This window comes from Streptomyces sp. NPDC052043 (assembly GCF_044548235.1).
GTDB lineage: Bacteria > Actinomycetota > Actinomycetes > Streptomycetales > Streptomycetaceae > Streptomyces.
This window is the reverse complement of sequence record NZ_JBIUBT010000001.1, coordinates 776780-793553: the sequence shown is the minus strand read 5'-3', so window position 1 is coordinate 793553 and position 16774 is coordinate 776780. Positions and strand designations below refer to the sequence as shown.

Annotated in this window: 13 protein-coding genes and 1 tRNA gene; 9 read left to right on the top strand and 5 right to left on the bottom strand. The window is 70.3% G+C overall.

The features are described 5' to 3' along the window. Nucleotides 1-57: 57 nt before the first annotated feature. Complete coding sequence (locus ACIHCX_RS03780; protein ID WP_400026231.1) at nt 58-444, bottom strand: hypothetical protein; 387 nt, start codon at nt 442-444, stop codon at nt 58-60. Nucleotides 445-661: 217 nt separating this feature from the next. Beyond that, nucleotides 662-3388, bottom strand: coding sequence for a DNA polymerase I (gene polA, locus ACIHCX_RS03775; RefSeq protein WP_400026230.1), 2727 nt, complete (start codon nt 3386-3388; stop codon nt 662-664). Between the two features lie 221 nt (nt 3389-3609). Here polA and ACIHCX_RS03770 point away from each other — a divergent pair, with 221 nt between their 5' ends. The 8 genes from ACIHCX_RS03770 (at nt 3610) to ACIHCX_RS03735 (ending at nt 13354) form a co-directional block, all read left to right on the top strand. Then, nucleotides 3610-5889: an FdhF/YdeP family oxidoreductase gene (locus ACIHCX_RS03770; RefSeq protein WP_400026228.1), complete on the top strand. Its 2280-nt coding sequence runs from the start codon at nt 3610-3612 to the stop codon at nt 5887-5889. An 82-nt stretch (nt 5890-5971) separates the two neighbouring features. Continuing rightward, entirely contained in the window at nt 5972-6457 is a 486-nt protein-coding gene (locus ACIHCX_RS03765) for a PaaI family thioesterase (protein ID WP_400026226.1), read from the top strand. A 175-nt stretch (nt 6458-6632) separates the two neighbouring features. Continuing rightward, the gene (locus ACIHCX_RS03760) at nt 6633-7259 is read left to right on the top strand and encodes a Tat pathway signal sequence domain protein (RefSeq protein WP_400026224.1); all 627 of its coding nucleotides are present in this window, start codon (nt 6633-6635) and stop codon (nt 7257-7259) included. 288 nt (nt 7260-7547) lie between these two features. Continuing rightward, complete coding sequence (locus ACIHCX_RS03755; protein ID WP_400026223.1) at nt 7548-8777, top strand: branched-chain amino acid ABC transporter substrate-binding protein; 1230 nt, start codon at nt 7548-7550, stop codon at nt 8775-8777. A gap of 110 nt (nt 8778-8887) precedes the next feature. Next, complete coding sequence (locus ACIHCX_RS03750; RefSeq protein WP_400026221.1) at nt 8888-9820, top strand: branched-chain amino acid ABC transporter permease; 933 nt, start codon at nt 8888-8890, stop codon at nt 9818-9820. Nucleotides 9821-9825: 5 nt separating this feature from the next. Next, nucleotides 9826-11655 (top strand): branched-chain amino acid ABC transporter permease, encoded by a 1830-nt coding sequence (locus tag ACIHCX_RS03745; RefSeq protein WP_400026219.1) that lies wholly within the window; start codon nt 9826-9828, stop codon nt 11653-11655. Nucleotides 11656-11660: 5 nt separating this feature from the next. Beyond that, nucleotides 11661-12641: an ABC transporter ATP-binding protein gene (locus ACIHCX_RS03740; RefSeq protein ID WP_400026217.1), complete on the top strand. Its 981-nt coding sequence runs from the start codon at nt 11661-11663 to the stop codon at nt 12639-12641. Further along, nucleotides 12638-13354, top strand: a complete 717-nt coding sequence (locus tag ACIHCX_RS03735; RefSeq protein WP_400026215.1) for an ABC transporter ATP-binding protein — start codon at nt 12638-12640, stop codon at nt 13352-13354. Before ACIHCX_RS03740 ends, ACIHCX_RS03735 begins: the two co-directional genes overlap by 4 nt. A gap of 88 nt (nt 13355-13442) precedes the next feature. Here the strand turns inward: ACIHCX_RS03735 and ACIHCX_RS03730 are convergent, their stop codons facing one another. Further along, a complete protein-coding gene (locus ACIHCX_RS03730) occupies nt 13443-14114 on the bottom strand; it encodes an ANTAR domain-containing response regulator (RefSeq protein ID WP_400026213.1) in 672 nt (223 codons plus the stop codon). Nucleotides 14115-14220: 106 nt separating this feature from the next. Here ACIHCX_RS03730 and ACIHCX_RS03725 point away from each other — a divergent pair. Further along, nucleotides 14221-14293 (top strand) — tRNA-Leu (locus ACIHCX_RS03725). A gap of 29 nt (nt 14294-14322) precedes the next feature. On the opposite strand, the gene pyk is transcribed toward ACIHCX_RS03725, so the two are convergent. Both pyk and ACIHCX_RS03715 read right to left on the bottom strand, forming a co-directional pair. After that, the gene (gene pyk / locus ACIHCX_RS03720; protein ID WP_400026211.1) at nt 14323-15759 is read right to left on the bottom strand and encodes a pyruvate kinase; all 1437 of its coding nucleotides are present in this window, start codon (nt 15757-15759) and stop codon (nt 14323-14325) included. A gap of 158 nt (nt 15760-15917) precedes the next feature. Beyond that, nucleotides 15918-16640: an SIMPL domain-containing protein gene (locus ACIHCX_RS03715; protein WP_400026209.1), complete on the bottom strand. Its 723-nt coding sequence runs from the start codon at nt 16638-16640 to the stop codon at nt 15918-15920. Nucleotides 16641-16774: the final 134 nt, after the last annotated feature.

Genomic DNA, 16774 nt, shown 5'->3' with positions numbered 1-16774 from the left:
GGGGCGGCGTCTGTCGCTTGAGAGCGGCGCGGTCGCTCGAGGCCGGTTCGGCCGGTCTCAGCGGTTCCGGTGGTCGTGGCGGGCGCGGTGCGGAGGCGGGCCGCCCGGCCGGTCGCCGGTGCCGGTCGCGGTGGCGACGAAGACGGTGACACTGCGCACCGGTCGGGGCCGTTGCAGCGGGGACAGGAGCAGCGCGAGGTAGCCGCGTGCGGTGTCCGCCCACACGTACCAGCGGCGTGTCTCCCCGAGGACGGGATCGCCGGGGCCGAACCGGTCGCGGAGCCTGCTCGCGGCACGGCGCACGGTCGCCGTCGGATCCGCCGGAACGCGGGCGGTGCTGGCGGCGGCCGCGACGGGCCGCACAGACGGAGGCGGCCCTGCGCGAACCTCGCCGATGTCCGCCCGTATCACCGCCGGCCGGCGGTGGAGCATGTGTGTACCCATGCCCGCATCCTGTCCGGCGCGGACCGCGGCTGCGCCTCCGCGGGGTCCACGGGAGTGACGGACCTCACAGGAGCATCCGCCACAGGAGGGAAGCCCCGGCTGCCTCCGGATCTACCGATGGCCACCATCGCCGGTTCACAGCGGCGCTCGGACCCTAGGGCCTCTCGTTTGGATCATGCCGGGCTCGCGGGGTCTGGCCTGATCCAAACGAAAGACCCTAGTGCGCCGCCGACTCCCAGTCCGGGCCGACGCCGACCGAGACGTCCAAGGGGGCCCTGAGCTGGACCGCGTCGGCCATCTCGCGGCGGACGATCTCCTCCACGGACTCGCGTTCGCCGGGGGCGATCTCCAGGACGATTTCGTCGTGGACCTGGAGGAGCATGCGGGAGGTGAGACCGGCCTCGCGCAGGGCACGGTCCACGTGGAGCATGGCGATCTTGACGATGTCGGCCGCCGTGCCCTGGATCGGCGCGTTGAGAGCCATGCGCTCGGCCATCTCGCGGCGCTGGCGGTTGTCGCTGTTGAGGTCGGGCAGATAGCGCCGGCGCCCGAAGAGGGTCTCGGTGTAGCCGGTGGCCCGCGCCTCGTCGACCACGCGGCGCAGATAGTCCCGTACGCCGCCGAAACGCTCGAAGTAGGCGTCCATCAGGGCGCGCGCCTCGGCCGCCTCGATGTTCAGCTGCTGGGAGAGGCCGAAGGCCGACAGCCCGTACGCCAGGCCGTAGGACATCGCCTTGATCTTGCGCCGCATCTCCGGCTCCACCGCCGAGCGGTCGACGCCGAAGACCTGCGAGGCCGCCGTGGTGTGCAGGTCCTCGCCGGAGGTGAACGCCTCGATCAGGCCCGCGTCCTCGGACAGGTGGGCCATCACGCGCAGCTCGATCTGGCTGTAGTCGGCCGTCATCAGCGACTCGAAGCCCTCGCCGACCACGAAGCCGCGCCGGATGGCCCGGCCCTCGTCGGTGCGGACGGGGATGTTCTGGAGGTTCGGGTCCGTCGACGACAGACGGCCGGTGGCGGCGACCGTCTGGTTGAACGTGGTGTGGATGCGGCCGTCGGCCGCGATCGTCTTGATCAGGCCCTCGACGGTGACGCGCAGCTTCGCCTGCTCGCGGTGGCGAAGCATCACGACCGGCAGCTCGTTGTCCGTCTGGGTGGCCAGCCATGCCAGGGCGTCGGCGTCGGTGGTGTAGCCCGTCTTGGTCTTCTTCGTCTTCGGCAGGGCGAGCTCGCCGAAGAGGACTTCCTGGAGCTGCTTGGGCGAGCCGAGGTTGAACTCGTGCCCGGCCGCCGCGTGCGCCTCCTTCACGGCCTGCTGCACCGCGCCCGCGAACATCTGCTCCATCGTCTCGAGGTGGGTCCGGTCCGCCGCGATGCCGTGCCGCTCCATGCGGGCCAGCAGCGTGGACGTCGGCAGCTCGACGTCGCGCAGCAGGTCCGCCGCGCCGACCTCCGCGAGCCGGGCCTCGAAGGCCTCGCCGAGGTCGAGGACGGCCCGGGCCTGGATCATCAGGGCCTCGGCCTCGGCGCCCTCGTCCGCGCCGAAGGCGAGCTGCCCGTCGGCCGCGGCGGCGGGGGCCAGCTCCCGGTGCAGGTACTCCAGGGACAGCGCGTCCAGGTCGAAGGAGCGGCGGCCCGGCTTGACCAGGTAGGCGGCGAGCGCGGTGTCCATGGTGGCGCCCTCGATGGTCCAGCCGTGCTCGGCGAAGACCCGCATGGCGCCCTTGGCGTTGTGGAAGACCTTGGGCCGGTCCGCGTCGGCCAGCCAGGCCGCGAACGCGCTCTCGTCCGCCTCGTCCAGCTCGGACGGGTCGAACCAGGCGGCCGCTCCGCCGGGCGCGGCGAGCGCGATCTCGGCGACCGAGCCCGCGCCCAGCGCCCAGGTGTCGACGGTGGCGACACCGAGGACCTGCGTGCCGTGCTCGGCGAGCCAGCCGGCCAGCTCGCCGGTGCCGAGCACGGTGCCGTCCAGCTGCACCCCGTCCGTGGCGATCGGGGTCGTCTCGGCCTCCTCCGCGCCCGGGTCGACGGCGAAGAGCCGCTCGCGCAGGGACGGGTTGCGGATCTCCAGGGTGTCCAGGACCAGCGCGACGGCCTTGCGGTCGTACGGCGTGCGGGCGAGGTCGGTGACCGCCTTCGACAGCTCCACGCTCCGCTCCAGCTCGGTGAGCCGGCGGTTGAGCTTGACGGACTCCAGGTGGTCGCGCAGGTTCTGCCCGGCCTTGCCCTTGACCTCCTCGACGCGCTCGACGAGCTCAGCGAACGAACCGAACTGGTTGATCCACTTCGCAGCGGTCTTCTCGCCGACGCCGGGGATGCCCGGCAGGTTGTCGGACGGGTCGCCGCGCAGCGCCGCGAAGTCCGGGTACTGGGCCGGCGTCAGGCCGTACTTCTCGACGACCTTCTCCGGGGTGAACCGGGTCAGTTCGGAGACGCCCTTGGTCGGGTACAGCACCGTCGTGTGCTCGGAGACCAGTTGGAAGGAGTCGCGGTCGCCGGTGACGATCAGCACCTCGAAGCCCTCGGCCTCGGCCTGGGTGGCGAGGGTGGCGATCACGTCGTCCGCCTCGAACCCCTCGACGGCGAAGCGGGAGGCGTTCATCGCGTCGAGCAGTTCGCCGATCAGCTCGACCTGGCCCTTGAACTCGTCCGGGGTCTTGGAGCGGTTCGCCTTGTACTCGGTGAACTCCTGCGAGCGCCAGGTCTTGCGGGAGACGTCGAAGGCGACCGCGAAGTGCGTGGGCTGTTCGTCACGCAGCGTGTTGGCCAGCATCGACGCGAAGCCGTAGATCGCGTTCGTCGGCTGTCCCGTCGCGGTGGTGAAGTTCTCCGCGGGCAGCGCGAAGAACGCGCGGTAGGCCAGCGAGTGCCCGTCCATGAGCATCAGCCGGGGACGGGTGCCGCCGGGACGGGTGTCGGTCTTCTTCGATGCTGTCTCTGCCACGTCCCCGATCCTGCCACGTGCCACTGACAGCCGGGGCCCACCGCCCGCCTCCGCCGCCCGGGCCCGCGGCCCGCACGGTCGGCGCAGCCCGCACGGTCAGCACGATCGCCGCAGTCGCCGCGGTGCCGTCGTGGTCCGCGTCCCCGGCCGTAAGCCCGGTCACAGGGCCGTGCGAGGATCGGAGACGTTCTTCACATACCGCAGTCGAAGGAGAGCGTGCGATGGCCACGAAGCCGCCCATGGGTGATCCGGTTCAGGACGCGCCGCAGGTAGCCGAGCCGCAGCACGCGGCGGCCGGGCTGCCGGCCATCGGGCACACCCTGCGGATCGCCCAGCAGCAGATGGGGGTGAGGCGCACCGCGCTGACCCTGCTGCGGGTCAACCAGAAGGACGGCTTCGACTGCCCGGGCTGCGCCTGGCCCGAGCCGGAGCACCGGCACACGGCGGAGTTCTGCGAGAACGGCGCGAAGGCGGTCGCCGAGGAGGCCACCCTGCGCCGGGTCACCCCGGAGTTCTTCGCCGCGCACTCCCTGTCCGACCTGGCGGACCGCAGCGGGTACTGGCTGGGCCAGCAGGGGCGGCTCACCCACCCCATGTACCTGCCCGAGGGCGCCGATCACTACGAACCGGTCACCTGGGAGCGCGCCTTCGACATCGTCGCCGAGGAGATCGCCGCCCTCGACTCCCCCGACGAGGCCCTCTTCTACACCTCCGGCCGCACCAGCAACGAGGCCGCGTTCCTCTACCAGCTCTTCGCGCGCGAACTCGGCACCAACAACCTGCCCGACTGCTCCAACATGTGCCACGAGTCCTCCGGCTCGGCGCTGTCGGAGACGATCGGGATCGGCAAGGGCAGTGTGCTCCTCGAGGACCTCTACCAGGCCGACCTGATCATCGTCGCCGGGCAGAACCCGGGCACGAACCACCCCCGGATGCTCTCCGCCCTGGAGAAGGCCAAGGCGGGCGGCGCGAAGATCATCAGTGTCAACCCGCTGCCGGAGGCCGGTCTGGAGCGGTTCAAGAACCCGCAGACCCCGCAGGGCATGCTCAAGGGCGCCGCGCTCACCGATCTGTTCCTCCAGATCCGCATCGGCGGCGACCAGGCCCTCTTCCGCCTCCTCAACAAGCTGATCCTCGACACCGAGGGCGCGGTGGACGAGCAGTTCGTCCGCGAACACACCCATGGCTACGAGGAGTTCGCGAAGGCCGCCCGCGACGCCGACTGGGACGAGACGCTCACCGCGACCGGGCTCACGCGCGCGGAGATCGACCGCGCGCTCGACATGGTCCTCGCCTCCGAGCGCACCATCGTGTGCTGGGCGATGGGCCTGACCCAGCACAAGCACTCGGTGCCGACCATCCGCGAGGTGGTCAACTTCCTGCTGCTGCGCGGCAACATCGGCCGCCCGGGGGCGGGCGTGTGCCCGGTGCGCGGCCACTCCAACGTGCAGGGCGACCGCACGATGGGCATCTTCGAGCGCCCCGATCCCGCCTTCCTGGACGCCCTGGAGAAGGAGTTCGGCTTCGCGCCGCCGCGCGGGCACGGCTACGACGTCGTCCGGGCCATCCGGGCCCTGCGCGACGGCGCGGCGAAGGTGTTCTTCGCCATGGGCGGCAACTTCGTCTCCGCCTCCCCCGACACCGACGTCACCGAGGCCGCCATGCGCCGGGCCCGGCTGACGGTGCACGTGTCGACCAAGCTCAACCGCTCCCACGTGGTCACGGGCGCGCGGGCGCTGATCCTGCCCACCCTCGGCCGCACCGAACGGGACGTGCAGGACGGCGGCGAGCAGTTCGTCACCGTCGAGGACTCCATGGGCATGGTGCACGCCTCCCGGGGCCGGCTGCGGCCCGCGGGCCCGCAGCTGAGGTCCGAGCCGGCCATCGTGTGCGGGCTGGCCCGCCGGGTGCTGGGCGACAAGAGCGTGGTGCCGTGGAAGGAGTTCGAGCAGGACTACGCCGCGATCCGCGACCGGATCGCCCGGGTGATCCCCGGCTTCGAGGACTTCAACGCGCGCGTGGCCCGGCCCGGCGGCTTCGCGCTGCCGCACGCCCCGCGCGACGAGCGCCGCTTCCCGACGGCCACCGGCAAGGCCAACTTCACCGCCGCCGCGGTGGAGTACCCCGAACTGCCCGAGGGCCGGCTGCTGTTGCAGACGCTGCGCTCGCACGATCAGTACAACACCACGGTGTACGGCCTCGACGACCGCTACCGGGGGATCAGGAACGGCCGGCGGGTGGTGCTGGTCAACCCGGAGGACGCGCGGGCGCTGGGGGTGGCCGACGGGTCGTACGTGGACCTGGTCGGCGAGTGGAAGGACGGCGTGGAGCGGCGGGCGCCGGGCTTCCGCGTCGTGCACTATCCGACGGCCCGGGGCTGCGCCGCGTCGTACTACCCGGAGACCAACGTGCTGGTGCCGCTGGACGCCACCGCGGACACCAGCAACACCCCGGCCAGCAAGTCCGTCGTGGTGCGTCTGGAACAATCGGCGGCCGACTGAGCGTTCGCTCAGTGAACACGGTGCCGATCGGCCCCGAGCCGGTCGGCGCCGACCCGATCAAGGACGAACGGAGCCGGACCCCATGGGCGAGCAGCAGCACGTGAAGTTCCCGCAGGAAGTCCTCGACGAGTACGCCGCGCTCGGAGTCGACCTGCCCGCCCTGTTCTCCGCCGGGCACCTCGGCACCCGTATGGGCGTGCAGATCCTGGAGGCGTCCGCCGACCGCGTCGTGGGCACCATGCCGGTGGAGGGCAACACCCAGCCCTACGGACTGCTGCACGGCGGCGCCTCCGCCGTCCTCGCCGAGACCCTCGGCTCGGTCGGCGCCATGCTGCACGGCGGCAGTTCCAGGATCGCCGTCGGAGTCGACCTGAACTGCACCCATCACCGCGGGGCGCGCTCCGGTCTGGTCACCGGCGTGGCCACCCCCCTCCACCGGGGACGCTCGACGGCGACGTACGAGATCGTGATCAGCGACGAGGAGGGGCGGCGGGTGTGCAGCGCCCGTCTGACCTGCCTGCTGCGCGACGCGCAGCCGGGCGACGGCCCCGCCGGCGCGGCCGGCTGAGCCGCGAAACCGCCTTCTCGACCGTTGCCCCCGGGCACCGGGCCGCCTAGCTTCTTGCCATGACAACGGGAGGAGCGCCCCGGCCGGGGGCGCGGTCGAGCCGGTCCCGCCCCCAACCGCCGCCCACGGCGGGGCAGCTGACGTCCCCTCGGGTCATCGGCAGGAGACCCGGACCGTGAGCGGGATCGGGCCGCTCGAACCGGGCGAGGGTACGCATGAGTGGGGCACGTCCGGCCCGGACGACCCACCCCCCGCCGGCGGCCTCGCGCACGGCCCCCTCGCGCGGCTGTACCGGCGGCGCCGCCGCGCCGTCCTCACCGCTCTGACGCTGGCCCTTCTCCTCGCGGGCGGCGGCTACCTGTTCGCCACCCGCCAGCACGCGCCGCGGCCCCGGCCCGCGGCGCCGCCCTACCCCTCCCAGGTGACCGACGTGTCCTACCTGGACGACGTGGCCGCACCTCGCGACGCCGAAACCAGGACATTCAGCTTCGCGGTGCTGGTCAGCGTGCGGTCCGGCCCACCCGTGACCGTCACCGGCATCACCCAGCCGTACGAGGGACTTTCCCTCACCTCCGCACCCCGCACCCCTTTCCGCATCAGGGCGGGATCCGCCCATAAAGTGGTGATCACCATGCATGTGAGGGAATGCGGAAAAGTTCCGGCGGACGCCGGACTCCCTTTCCTGGACGTAACACTGCGTAATAAACGCGCAATCGAGGTGCACAGTTTCATCCTCGGGTCACGCTATGCACAGAACCTCTCCCAGGCCCTGCGAGCCGCCTGCGTCACCGGTTCCGGGTAATCACCAAAACCGTTGACGCACCTGAACGGAGCGCGGCGCGTCCTGCGGGTTCTCAGATTCCGGACCGGGCGAATCAGCCTGAATTCCGCTGTTCCACCCGTCGCGTACCGCTCTGCAATACGTCGTGTCATAACAAGAGCGTCACAGCCTTGGCCAAGCCCTCCTCTCCGTTCCCCGCGCACGCCTAGAGTCACCGCCAGTCACGGCGCCGTCGGAATACCCCTTCGACTCCGCGCTCGACTCGACCTCTTCCAGGGGGGAGGGGCCGTGCCAGGGAAAGGACTGATCGTGCGTCAACGTTCACTCATCGCCGTAACCGCAGCACTGGCAGCGGGAGCACTCACCCTCACCGCCTGCGGCTCCCGGGGCGACGACAAGGGTTCGGACTCCGGCAAGGGTGGCACCGTCGTCACCATCGGCGTCGACGCTCCGTTGACCGGCGGCCTGTCCGCCATGGGCCTCGGCATCAAGAACTCCGCCGACCTGGCCGCCAAGACGGCCAACAAGCAGAACTTCGTCAAGGGCGTCACCTTCAAGGTCCAGGCTCTGGACGACCAGATTCAGGCCTCCGTGGGCCAGCAGAACGCCACCAAATTCGTCGCGGACAAGTCCGTCCTCGGCGTCGTCGGCCCCCTGAACTCGTCCGTCGCCGAGGGCATGCAGAAGGTCCTCGACGACGCCCACCTCGTCGAGGTCTCCCCCGCCAACACGGGCCCCGGCCTCACCCAGGGCGCGGACTGGCGCAATAAGAAGGTCCGCCAGTACAAGTCGTACTTCCGTACCGCGACCACGGACGCCATCCAGGGCCCGTTCGCCGCGCAGTACCTCTACAACGAGGCCAAGAAGAAGAAGGTCTTCGTCATCGACGACAAGAAGACCTACGGCGCGGGCCTGGCCGGGACCTTCACCGAGGAGTTCAAGAAGCTCGGCGGCAAGGTCGTCGGCACCGAGCACATCAACCCCGAGGCCAAGGACTTCTCGGCGGTCGCCACCAAGGTGAAGAACTCCGGCGCCGACGTCGTCTACTACGGCGGCGAGTACCCGCAGGCCGGCCCGCTCAGCAAGCAGATCAAGGCCGCCGGCGCCAAGATCCCGCTGATCGGCGGCGACGGCATCAAGGACGACAAGTTCATCGAGCTGGCCGGCTCCGACAGCGACGGTGACCTCTCCACCTCCGTCGGCGCGCCCGTCGAGACCCTCGACTCCGCCAAGCAGTTCGTGGCCGACTACAAGGCAGCGGGCTACAAGGACGAGTACTCCGCCTACGGCGGCTACTCCTACGACTCCGCCTGGGCCGTCATCGAGGCCGTCAAGAAGGTCGTCGACGACAACGGCGGCAAGCTGCCCGACGACGCCCGCGCCAAGGTCACCGCGGCCATGCAGGACGTCTCCTTCGACGGTGTGACCGGCAAGGTCTCCTTCGACGAGTTCGGTGACGCCACCAACAAGCAGCTCACCGTCTACGCCGTCAAGAACGGCGCCTGGGACTCGGTCCACTCCGGCACCTTCACCGGCTGAGCCGCACCAGCACCGCTCACCAGTCGCGCGGGGCGCTGTTCCACTGGCGCCCCGCGCGCACACGCATCCGGCCACATTCGACAAACATCCGAAGTCTCGGAGGACATGCGGTGAACGAACTGCCGCAGCAGCTGGTCAACGGCCTGCTACTGGGATCCATGTACGGGCTGGTCGCCATCGGCTACACGATGGTCTATGGCATCGTCCAGCTCATCAACTTCGCCCATGGCGAGATCTTCATGACGGGGGCCTTCGGCGCCCTCTCCGTGTACCTGTGGGTGCTGCCCGACGGCACGTCGATGTGGGTCGCGCTGCCGCTGATGCTGGTGGGCGCCATCATCGTCGCCGTCCTCGTCGCGGTCGGAGCGGAACGATTCGCCTACCGGCCCCTGCGCGGCGCGCCACGCCTGGCCCCCCTGATCACCGCCATCGGCCTCTCCCTCGCCCTGCAGCAGGCGGTGTGGGCCTGGTACCCGGGCGCCAAGGATGCCCTCACCTTCCCGCAGATCGCCGGGGGTCCCTTCGAGGTCGGCAGCGTCACCATCCAGACCGGCGACATCTTCCTGCTCGTCGCCGCGCCGCTCAGCATGGCCTTCCTCGGCTACTTCGTCATGAAGACCCGCACCGGACGCGGGATGCAGGCCACCGCCCAGGACCCGGACACCGCCCGGCTCATGGGCGTCAACACCGACCGCATCATCGTGATCGCCTTCGCCCTCGGCGCCGCCTTCGCCGCCGTCGGCGGTGTCACCTGGGGCCTCAAGTACGGCCAGATCGACTTCCGCATGGGCTTCCTCCTCGGCCTCAAGGCCTTCACCGCCGCGGTCCTCGGCGGCATCGGCAACATCTACGGCGCCATGATCGGCGGCCTCGTCCTCGGCGTCGCCGAGACCCTCGCCACCGCCTACATCGCCGACATCCCGGGCATGGACAAGTTCGGCAGCAACACCTGGGCCGACGTCTGGGCGTTCGTACTCCTCATCCTCGTGCTCCTCTTCCGGCCCCAGGGCCTACTCGGCGAGCGCGTCGCGGACAGGGCGTGACACCGATGACCACACAGACCACAGCACCCGAGACCCCCAGCGCCCCCGCCGCGGACGCCGCCCGCACCGGCCTGGTCCCGATGCCGGAACACATCGGCCGCGCCCTCGCCACCGGCGGTGGCGTCCTCACGCTCGCCGCCACCTTCCTCGCCTGGACCTGGACCTCCGACTTCCCCGGCGACCTCACCGTCTACGGCTACCCCGGCGGCCTGCAGGTCCTCGTCCTCATCGGCGCCGCCCTCACCATCCTGTTGGCGCTCTCCTCCTACGGCGTCAAGGGCCTGCGCTGGCTCACCCCCGCAGGCGCCGACGCGGGCATCAAGCTCGCCGCGCTGGGCACCGCCGCCACCGCGCTGTACACGGTCATCGCCATCAGCGCCAAACTCGGCGGCGTCGTCAACCTCGAACCCGGCGCCTACATCGTCGCCGTCGGCAGCCTCGCCGCCCTCACCGGCGCCCTGGCCCTGCCCTTCGAACGCCCCGAGCCGGACCCGATCGACCCCGACGACAGCGGCTGGGAGCACTTCAAGCACAAGACGGCCCACCTCCGGGACATCGTCAGGGCGAGCTTCACGACCGGCACCCCCCGCCCCGTGGGCACGCTGCCCACCTACGCCGAGCTCCTGATCATCGTCGCCATCCTCGGACTGGGCCTGACCGTCTTCACCTACGGGATCGGCACCGAGTACGACGAACTGTTCATCGGCTTCCTCATCCTCGCCGGTTTCGGCTTCGCCGCCCTCAACAAGTCGGGCCTCATCGCCCACGCCTCCCAGATCACCAGCCGGCACCAGAACGTCACCACCTTCGGCGCCTTCCTGGCGGCGGCCGTCTTCCCCTTCACCCAGACCGACGACCAGTACGCCACCCTCGGCGTCTACATCCTGATCTTCGCCACCGTCGCACTCGGTCTGAACATCGTCGTCGGCCTCGCCGGTCTCCTGGACCTCGGATACGTCGCCTTCCTCGGCGTCGGCGCCTATGCCGCCTCCCTGGTCTCCGGCTCCCCCAACTCTCCCTTCCACGTGCACTTCCCGTTCTGGGCCGCCCTCCTCGTCGGCGCCGCCGCCTCGCTGGTGTTCGGCGTCCTCATCGGCGCCCCGACCCTGCGGCTGCGCGGCGACTACCTCGCCATCGTCACCCTCGGCTTCGGTGAGATCTTCCGCATCACCGCCAACAACCTCGACGGCACCTCGGGGCCCGACCTCACCAACGGCTCCAACGGCGTCTCCTCCATCCCCAACCTGAAGATCCTCGGCTTCGACTTCGGCCTTCCGCACGACATCGCCGGATTCACCATCGGCCGCTTCGCCAACTACTTCCTCCTGATGCTGCTGATCACCGCCGTCGTCGTGCTCGTCTTCCGGCGCAGCGGCGACTCCCGCATCGGGCGCGCCTGGGTGGCCATCCGCGAGGACGAGACCGCGGCCCAGGCCATGGGCATCAACGGCTTCCGGGTCAAACTGATCGCCTTCGCCGTCGGCGCCTGCCTGGCCGGCCTCGCCGGCACCGTCCAGGCCCACGTCACCTACACCGTGACCCCCGAGCAGTACCTCTTCGCCAGCTCCACCCCGCCCAACTCCGCCTTCCTGCTCGCCGCGGTGGTCCTCGGCGGCATGGGCACCATCGCCGGGCCCCTCATCGGCGCCTCGCTGCTCTTCCTGATCCCGAACAAGCTCCAGTTCCTCGGCGACTACCAACTCCTCGCGTTCGGACTGGCGCTGGTCCTGCTCATGCGCTTCCGGCCCGAGGGACTCATCCCCAACCGCCGCCGCCAGCTGGAATTCCACGACGAGGCCGACGCGCCCACAGTCCTCAGCAAGACGGGGGCCTGACCACCATGACCACCGACACCACCACCAAGGACACGCCGGTGACCACCACCCCCGGCAAGACCGTCCTGGACGCCCGCAACGTCACCATGCGCTTCGGCGGCCTCACCGCCGTACGCGGAGTCGACCTCACCGTCAGCAGCGGCGAGATCGTCGGGCTCATCGGCCCCAACGGCGCCGGCAAGACCACGTTCTTCAACTGTCTGACCGGCCTCTACGTCCCCACCGAGGGCGAGGTCCGTTACCAGGGCGAGGTCCTGCCGCCCAAGTCCTTCAAGGTCACCGCGGCAGGCATCGCCCGCACCTTCCAGAACATCCGGCTCTTCGCCAACATGACCGTCCTGGAAAACGTGCTCGTGGGCCGTCACACCCGCACCAAGGAGGGCTTCTGGTCCGCCGTCCTGCGCGGACCGGGCTTCCACCGGGCCGAGGCCGCCTCCAAGGCCCGCGCGATGGAACTCCTCGCGTTCGTGGGCCTCGACCACAAGGCGGAACACCTCTCCCGCAACCTCCCCTACGGCGAACAGCGCAAGCTGGAGATCGCCCGGGCACTGGCCAGCGAACCCGGACTGCTGCTCCTCGACGAGCCGACCGCCGGCATGAACCCGCAGGAGACCCGCGCCACCGAGGAACTGGTCTTCGCCATCCGCGACATGGGCATCGCCGTGCTCGTCATCGAGCACGACATGCGGTTCATCTTCAACCTCTGCGACCGCGTCGCCGTCCTCGTCCAGGGCGAGAAACTGATCGAGGGCGACAGCGCCACCGTCCAGGGCGACGAACGCGTCGTCGCCGCCTACCTCGGCGAACCCTTCGAGGGCGCGCCCGGGGACGAGGAGGTGGCCGAGGTCGAGAGCGCCGAGGCACAGGCCGAGGCCGCACAGGCCCAGGAGCAGGCAGAGGCACCGGCCGACGCGGCACCGGCGGACAACAACACCCCCGCCGAGACCCCGGCGGACGCCGTGCCCGGCAAGGAGGACGACCGATGACCGCACTGCTCGAGGTCGAGGACCTCCGCGTCGCCTACGGCAAGATCCAGGCCGTCAAGGGCATCTCCTTCACGGTCGAAGCCGGCCAGATCGTCACCCTCATCGGGACCAACGGCGCCGGCAAGACCACGACCCTGCGTACCCTCTCCGGCCTGCTCAAGCCGGTCGGGGGCCAGATCAGGTTCGAGGGCAAGTCGCTCAAGAAGATCCCGGCCCACAAGATCGTCTCGCTGGGGCTCGCCCACTCCCCCGAGGGGCGGCACATCTTCCCCCGCATGTCCATCGAGGACAACCTGCTCCTCGGGGCGTTCCTGCGCAGCGACAAGCAGGGCATCGAGAAGGACGTCCAGCGGGCCTACGACCTGTTCCCCATCCTCGGGGAGCGCAGGAAGCAGGCGGCGGGCACCCTGTCCGGCGGCGAACAGCAGATGCTGGCCATGGGCCGGGCCCTGATGTCCCAGCCCAAGCTGCTCATGCTCGACGAGCCGTCCATGGGGCTCTCCCCCATCATGATGCAGAAGATCATGGCGACCATCGCCGAGCTGAAGTCCCAGGGCACCACCATCCTGCTCGTGGAGCAGAACGCCCAGGCGGCGCTCTCCCTCGCCGACCAGGGCCACGTCATGGAGGTGGGCAGCGTCGTCCTCTCCGGCACCGGCCAGGAGCTGCTGCACGACGAATCGGTCCGCAAGGCGTACCTGGGCGAGGACTGACCCCGGCAGGCGACCACCGAGACGAGAAGGGGCCCGCATCCCGTGAGGGGACGCGGGCCCCTTGCCCGTCGGGGCCGGTCCGCCCGGCTCAGTCCTTGTCGGGCCCGGCGTCCTTCGCGGCCTTCTTCTCGTCGCTGTCCTGGATGACCGCCTCCGCGACCTGCTGCATCGACATACGGCGGTCCATCGAGGTCTTCTGGATCCACCGGAACGCGGCCGGCTCGGTCAGCCCGTACTCGGTCTGCAGGATCGACTTGGCGCGGTCGACCAGCTTGCGGGTCTCCAGCCGCTGGCTGAGGTCCGCGACCTCCTTCTCCAGCTCCTTCAGCTCGGTGAACCGCGAGACGGCCATCTCGATGGCGGGAACGACGTCGCTCTTGCTGAACGGCTTGACGAGATACGCCATCGCCCCGGCGTCCCGGGCGCGCTCCACCAGGTCGCGCTGCGAGAAGGCGGTGAGCATGAGCACGGGCGCGATCCGCTCCTCGGCGATCTGCTCCGCCGCCGAGATGCCGTCGAGCTTGGGCATCTTCACATCGAGGATCACCAGGTCCGGGCGGTGCTCGCGGGCCAGCTCCACGGCCCGCTCCCCGTCACCTGCCTCACCGACGACCCGGTAGCCCTCCTCCTCCAGCATCTCTTTGAGGTCGAGCCGGATCAGCGCCTCGTCCTCGGCGATGACGACGCGGGTCGTCAGCGGAGGCACGTGCGACTTGTCGTCGTCGGACACGTCTACGGGCTCGGGCGACTCGGCGGTCACGGGGGCGCTCCTTGTTCCGGGGCGGGCGGGTACTGCTCCAAGAGCGTACCCAGCTGCGGTAAGGTGAGGGGACGGCGGGTGACCGCCGGTCTTTGTTTCAAAGGGGGCCCCGGTAGCCCAGCGGTAGAGGCAATGGTCTCAAACACCATCCAGCGTCGGTTCGAATCCGACCCGGGGTACGTTTCCTCCGAATCCAAGGTCACGCGTTCTACCTGGGAGTGTCGTCCTCCCCGATGTGGTGCACCCTGACCAGGTTCGTCGAGCCCGCCACCCCCGGCGGTGAGCCCGCTGTGATCACCACCACGTCGCCCTTCTCGCAACGGCCGTACCGCAGCAGCAGTTCGTCGACCTGCCCGACCATGGCGTCGGTCGAGTCGACGCGCGGCCCCAGGAACGTCTCCACGCCCCAGGTGGCGCTGAGTTGGGAGCGGGTGGCCGGTTCCGGGGTGAAGGCGAGCAGCGGGATGGGCGAGCGGTAGCGGGAAAGCCGTCGGGCGGTGTCGCCCGACTGCGTGAAGGCGACCAGGAACCTGGCGCCCAGGAAGTCACCGATCTCCGCAGCGGCACGGGCGACGGCGCCGCCCTGGGTCCGCGGCTTGTTGTGGTCGGTCAGCGGCGGCAGGCCCCTGGCGAGGAGGTCCTCCTCGGCGGCCTCGACGATGCGGGCCATCGTCCGCACCGTCTCCACCGGGTGCTTGCCCACGCTGGTCTCGCCCGAGAGCATCACCGCGTCCGTGCCGTCGAGCACCGCGTTGGCCACGTCCGAGGCCTCCGCGCGGGTCGGGCGGGAGTTGCCGATCATCGAGTCGAGCATCTGGGTGGCGACGATCACCGGCTTGGCGTTCCGCCGGGCCAGCTTGATCGCGCGCTTCTGGACGATCGGGACCTGCTCCAGCGGCATTTCCACGCCCAGGTCGCCGCGGGCGACCATGATGCCGTCGAAGGCGGCCACGATGTCGGCGACGGCCTCCACCGCCTGCGGCTTCTCGATCTTGGCGATGACCGGGACGCGGCGCCCCTCGTCGTCCATGACGCGGTGGACGTCGAGGATGTCCCGGCCGCCGCGGACGAAGGACAGCGCGACGACGTCGAAGCCGGCGCCCAGCGCCCAGCGCAGGTCGTCCTCGTCCTTCTTGGACAGGGCGGGGACCGAGACGGCGACGCCCGGCAGATTGAGCCCCTTGTGGTCGGAGATCACGCCGCCCTCGACCACCCGGGTGCGGACGCGGGGGCCGTCGACGGCCGTGACCTCGAGGCACACCCTGCCGTCGTCGACGAGGACGCGCTCGCCGGGGGTGACGTCCTCGGCGAGGCCGGCGTGGGTGGTGCCGCAGATGTGGCGGTCGCCCTCGACGCCCTCTTCGACGGTGATGGTGAAGGTGTCGCCGCGTTCGAGGAGTGCGGGTCCTTCACGGAAGCGGCCGAGCCGGATCTTCGGGCCCTGAAGGTCGGCGAGGACTCCGACGCTGCGTCCGGTCTCGTCGGCGGCCCTGCGGACGTGCCGGTAGCGCTCCTCGTGTTCGGCGTGGCCGCCGTGGCTGAGGTTGAATCGGGCGACGTCCATTCCGGCGTCGACCAGTGCCTTGATCTGGTCGTACGTGTCGGTGGCGGGCCCCAGAGTACAGACGATCTTTGCTCGGCGCATGAGGTGAGCCTAGGCCTTACCAGTGGGTAGACGTTTGGTACGACGTGACTACTCAACAACCTTTGGATGAAGGAGTATTGACAGCTGTTGAACCGTGCGGGGCAGTGCCGGGACGAGCGTTCGAACCGTTCGCGGACCGAAAGACGCAACGGACACGGTCACAGTCTGGGCGGTGCCATGGTGAACCGCGCGTCGAGTTGCGCGTGGACGTGCTGGCGCTCGGGTTCGAGGTCCAGGGGCGCGGCCTCGTCCTGCGGCGCGGCGCCTCCGTAGGCCCGCATCGCTCTCATCCCTCCTCCGGGTGCCGGTGCCCAGGGCTGGGCGCTCTCCGCGCCGATGTCGGCGATCTCGACCAGGGCGGTGAGTGAGGTGCCGAGCGCCTCGGCGTACTCCCTGGCCCGTTGGACGGCCTCCTGCACGGCCTGTCGGCGTGCCTCCCGGTGGGCCGGTGAGCCGGGGCGCAGCGCCCACCACGGGCCGTCCACCCGGGTGAGTTCCACGTCGGCCAGTCGGGTGGTGAGTTCGCCCAGCGCGGTGAAGTCGGAGAGTTCGGCGGTGACACGGACGGCGCCGTGGTATGCGCGAACGCGCTCGCCGCGGCCGTGCCGGGCGGGTTCGGGCGCGAGGGAGAAGACACCGGTTTCCAGGTGTTCCACCGCCTGGCCGTAGGACTTGACGAGGTCGAGGACGTGGGCGTTGCGCCGGGTGAGGTCGTCCAGGGCGGAACGGCGGTCCTTGCCGCGGGCGGTGACGGTGATTCCGATCCGGGCGATCTCGGGGTCGACTTCGAGGTGTGCCTCGCCGCGGACGGCGATCCGGGGTGCGTCGGGGGTGCCGTAGGGGACGGCGGGGCCGGGCTCCGGTGCGGGGGCTGAGGTCATACGCCCCACTCTGTCACCTGTGCCCGGTGCTCCGCGCCCGCCGGTCATCAGATCGCAACCTTCCGGGGGTGTTGCGGTTCGCCGCGGGCCGCCAGAATCTACGCGCGTCATCGACCTGTTTCACGAGGAGAGCC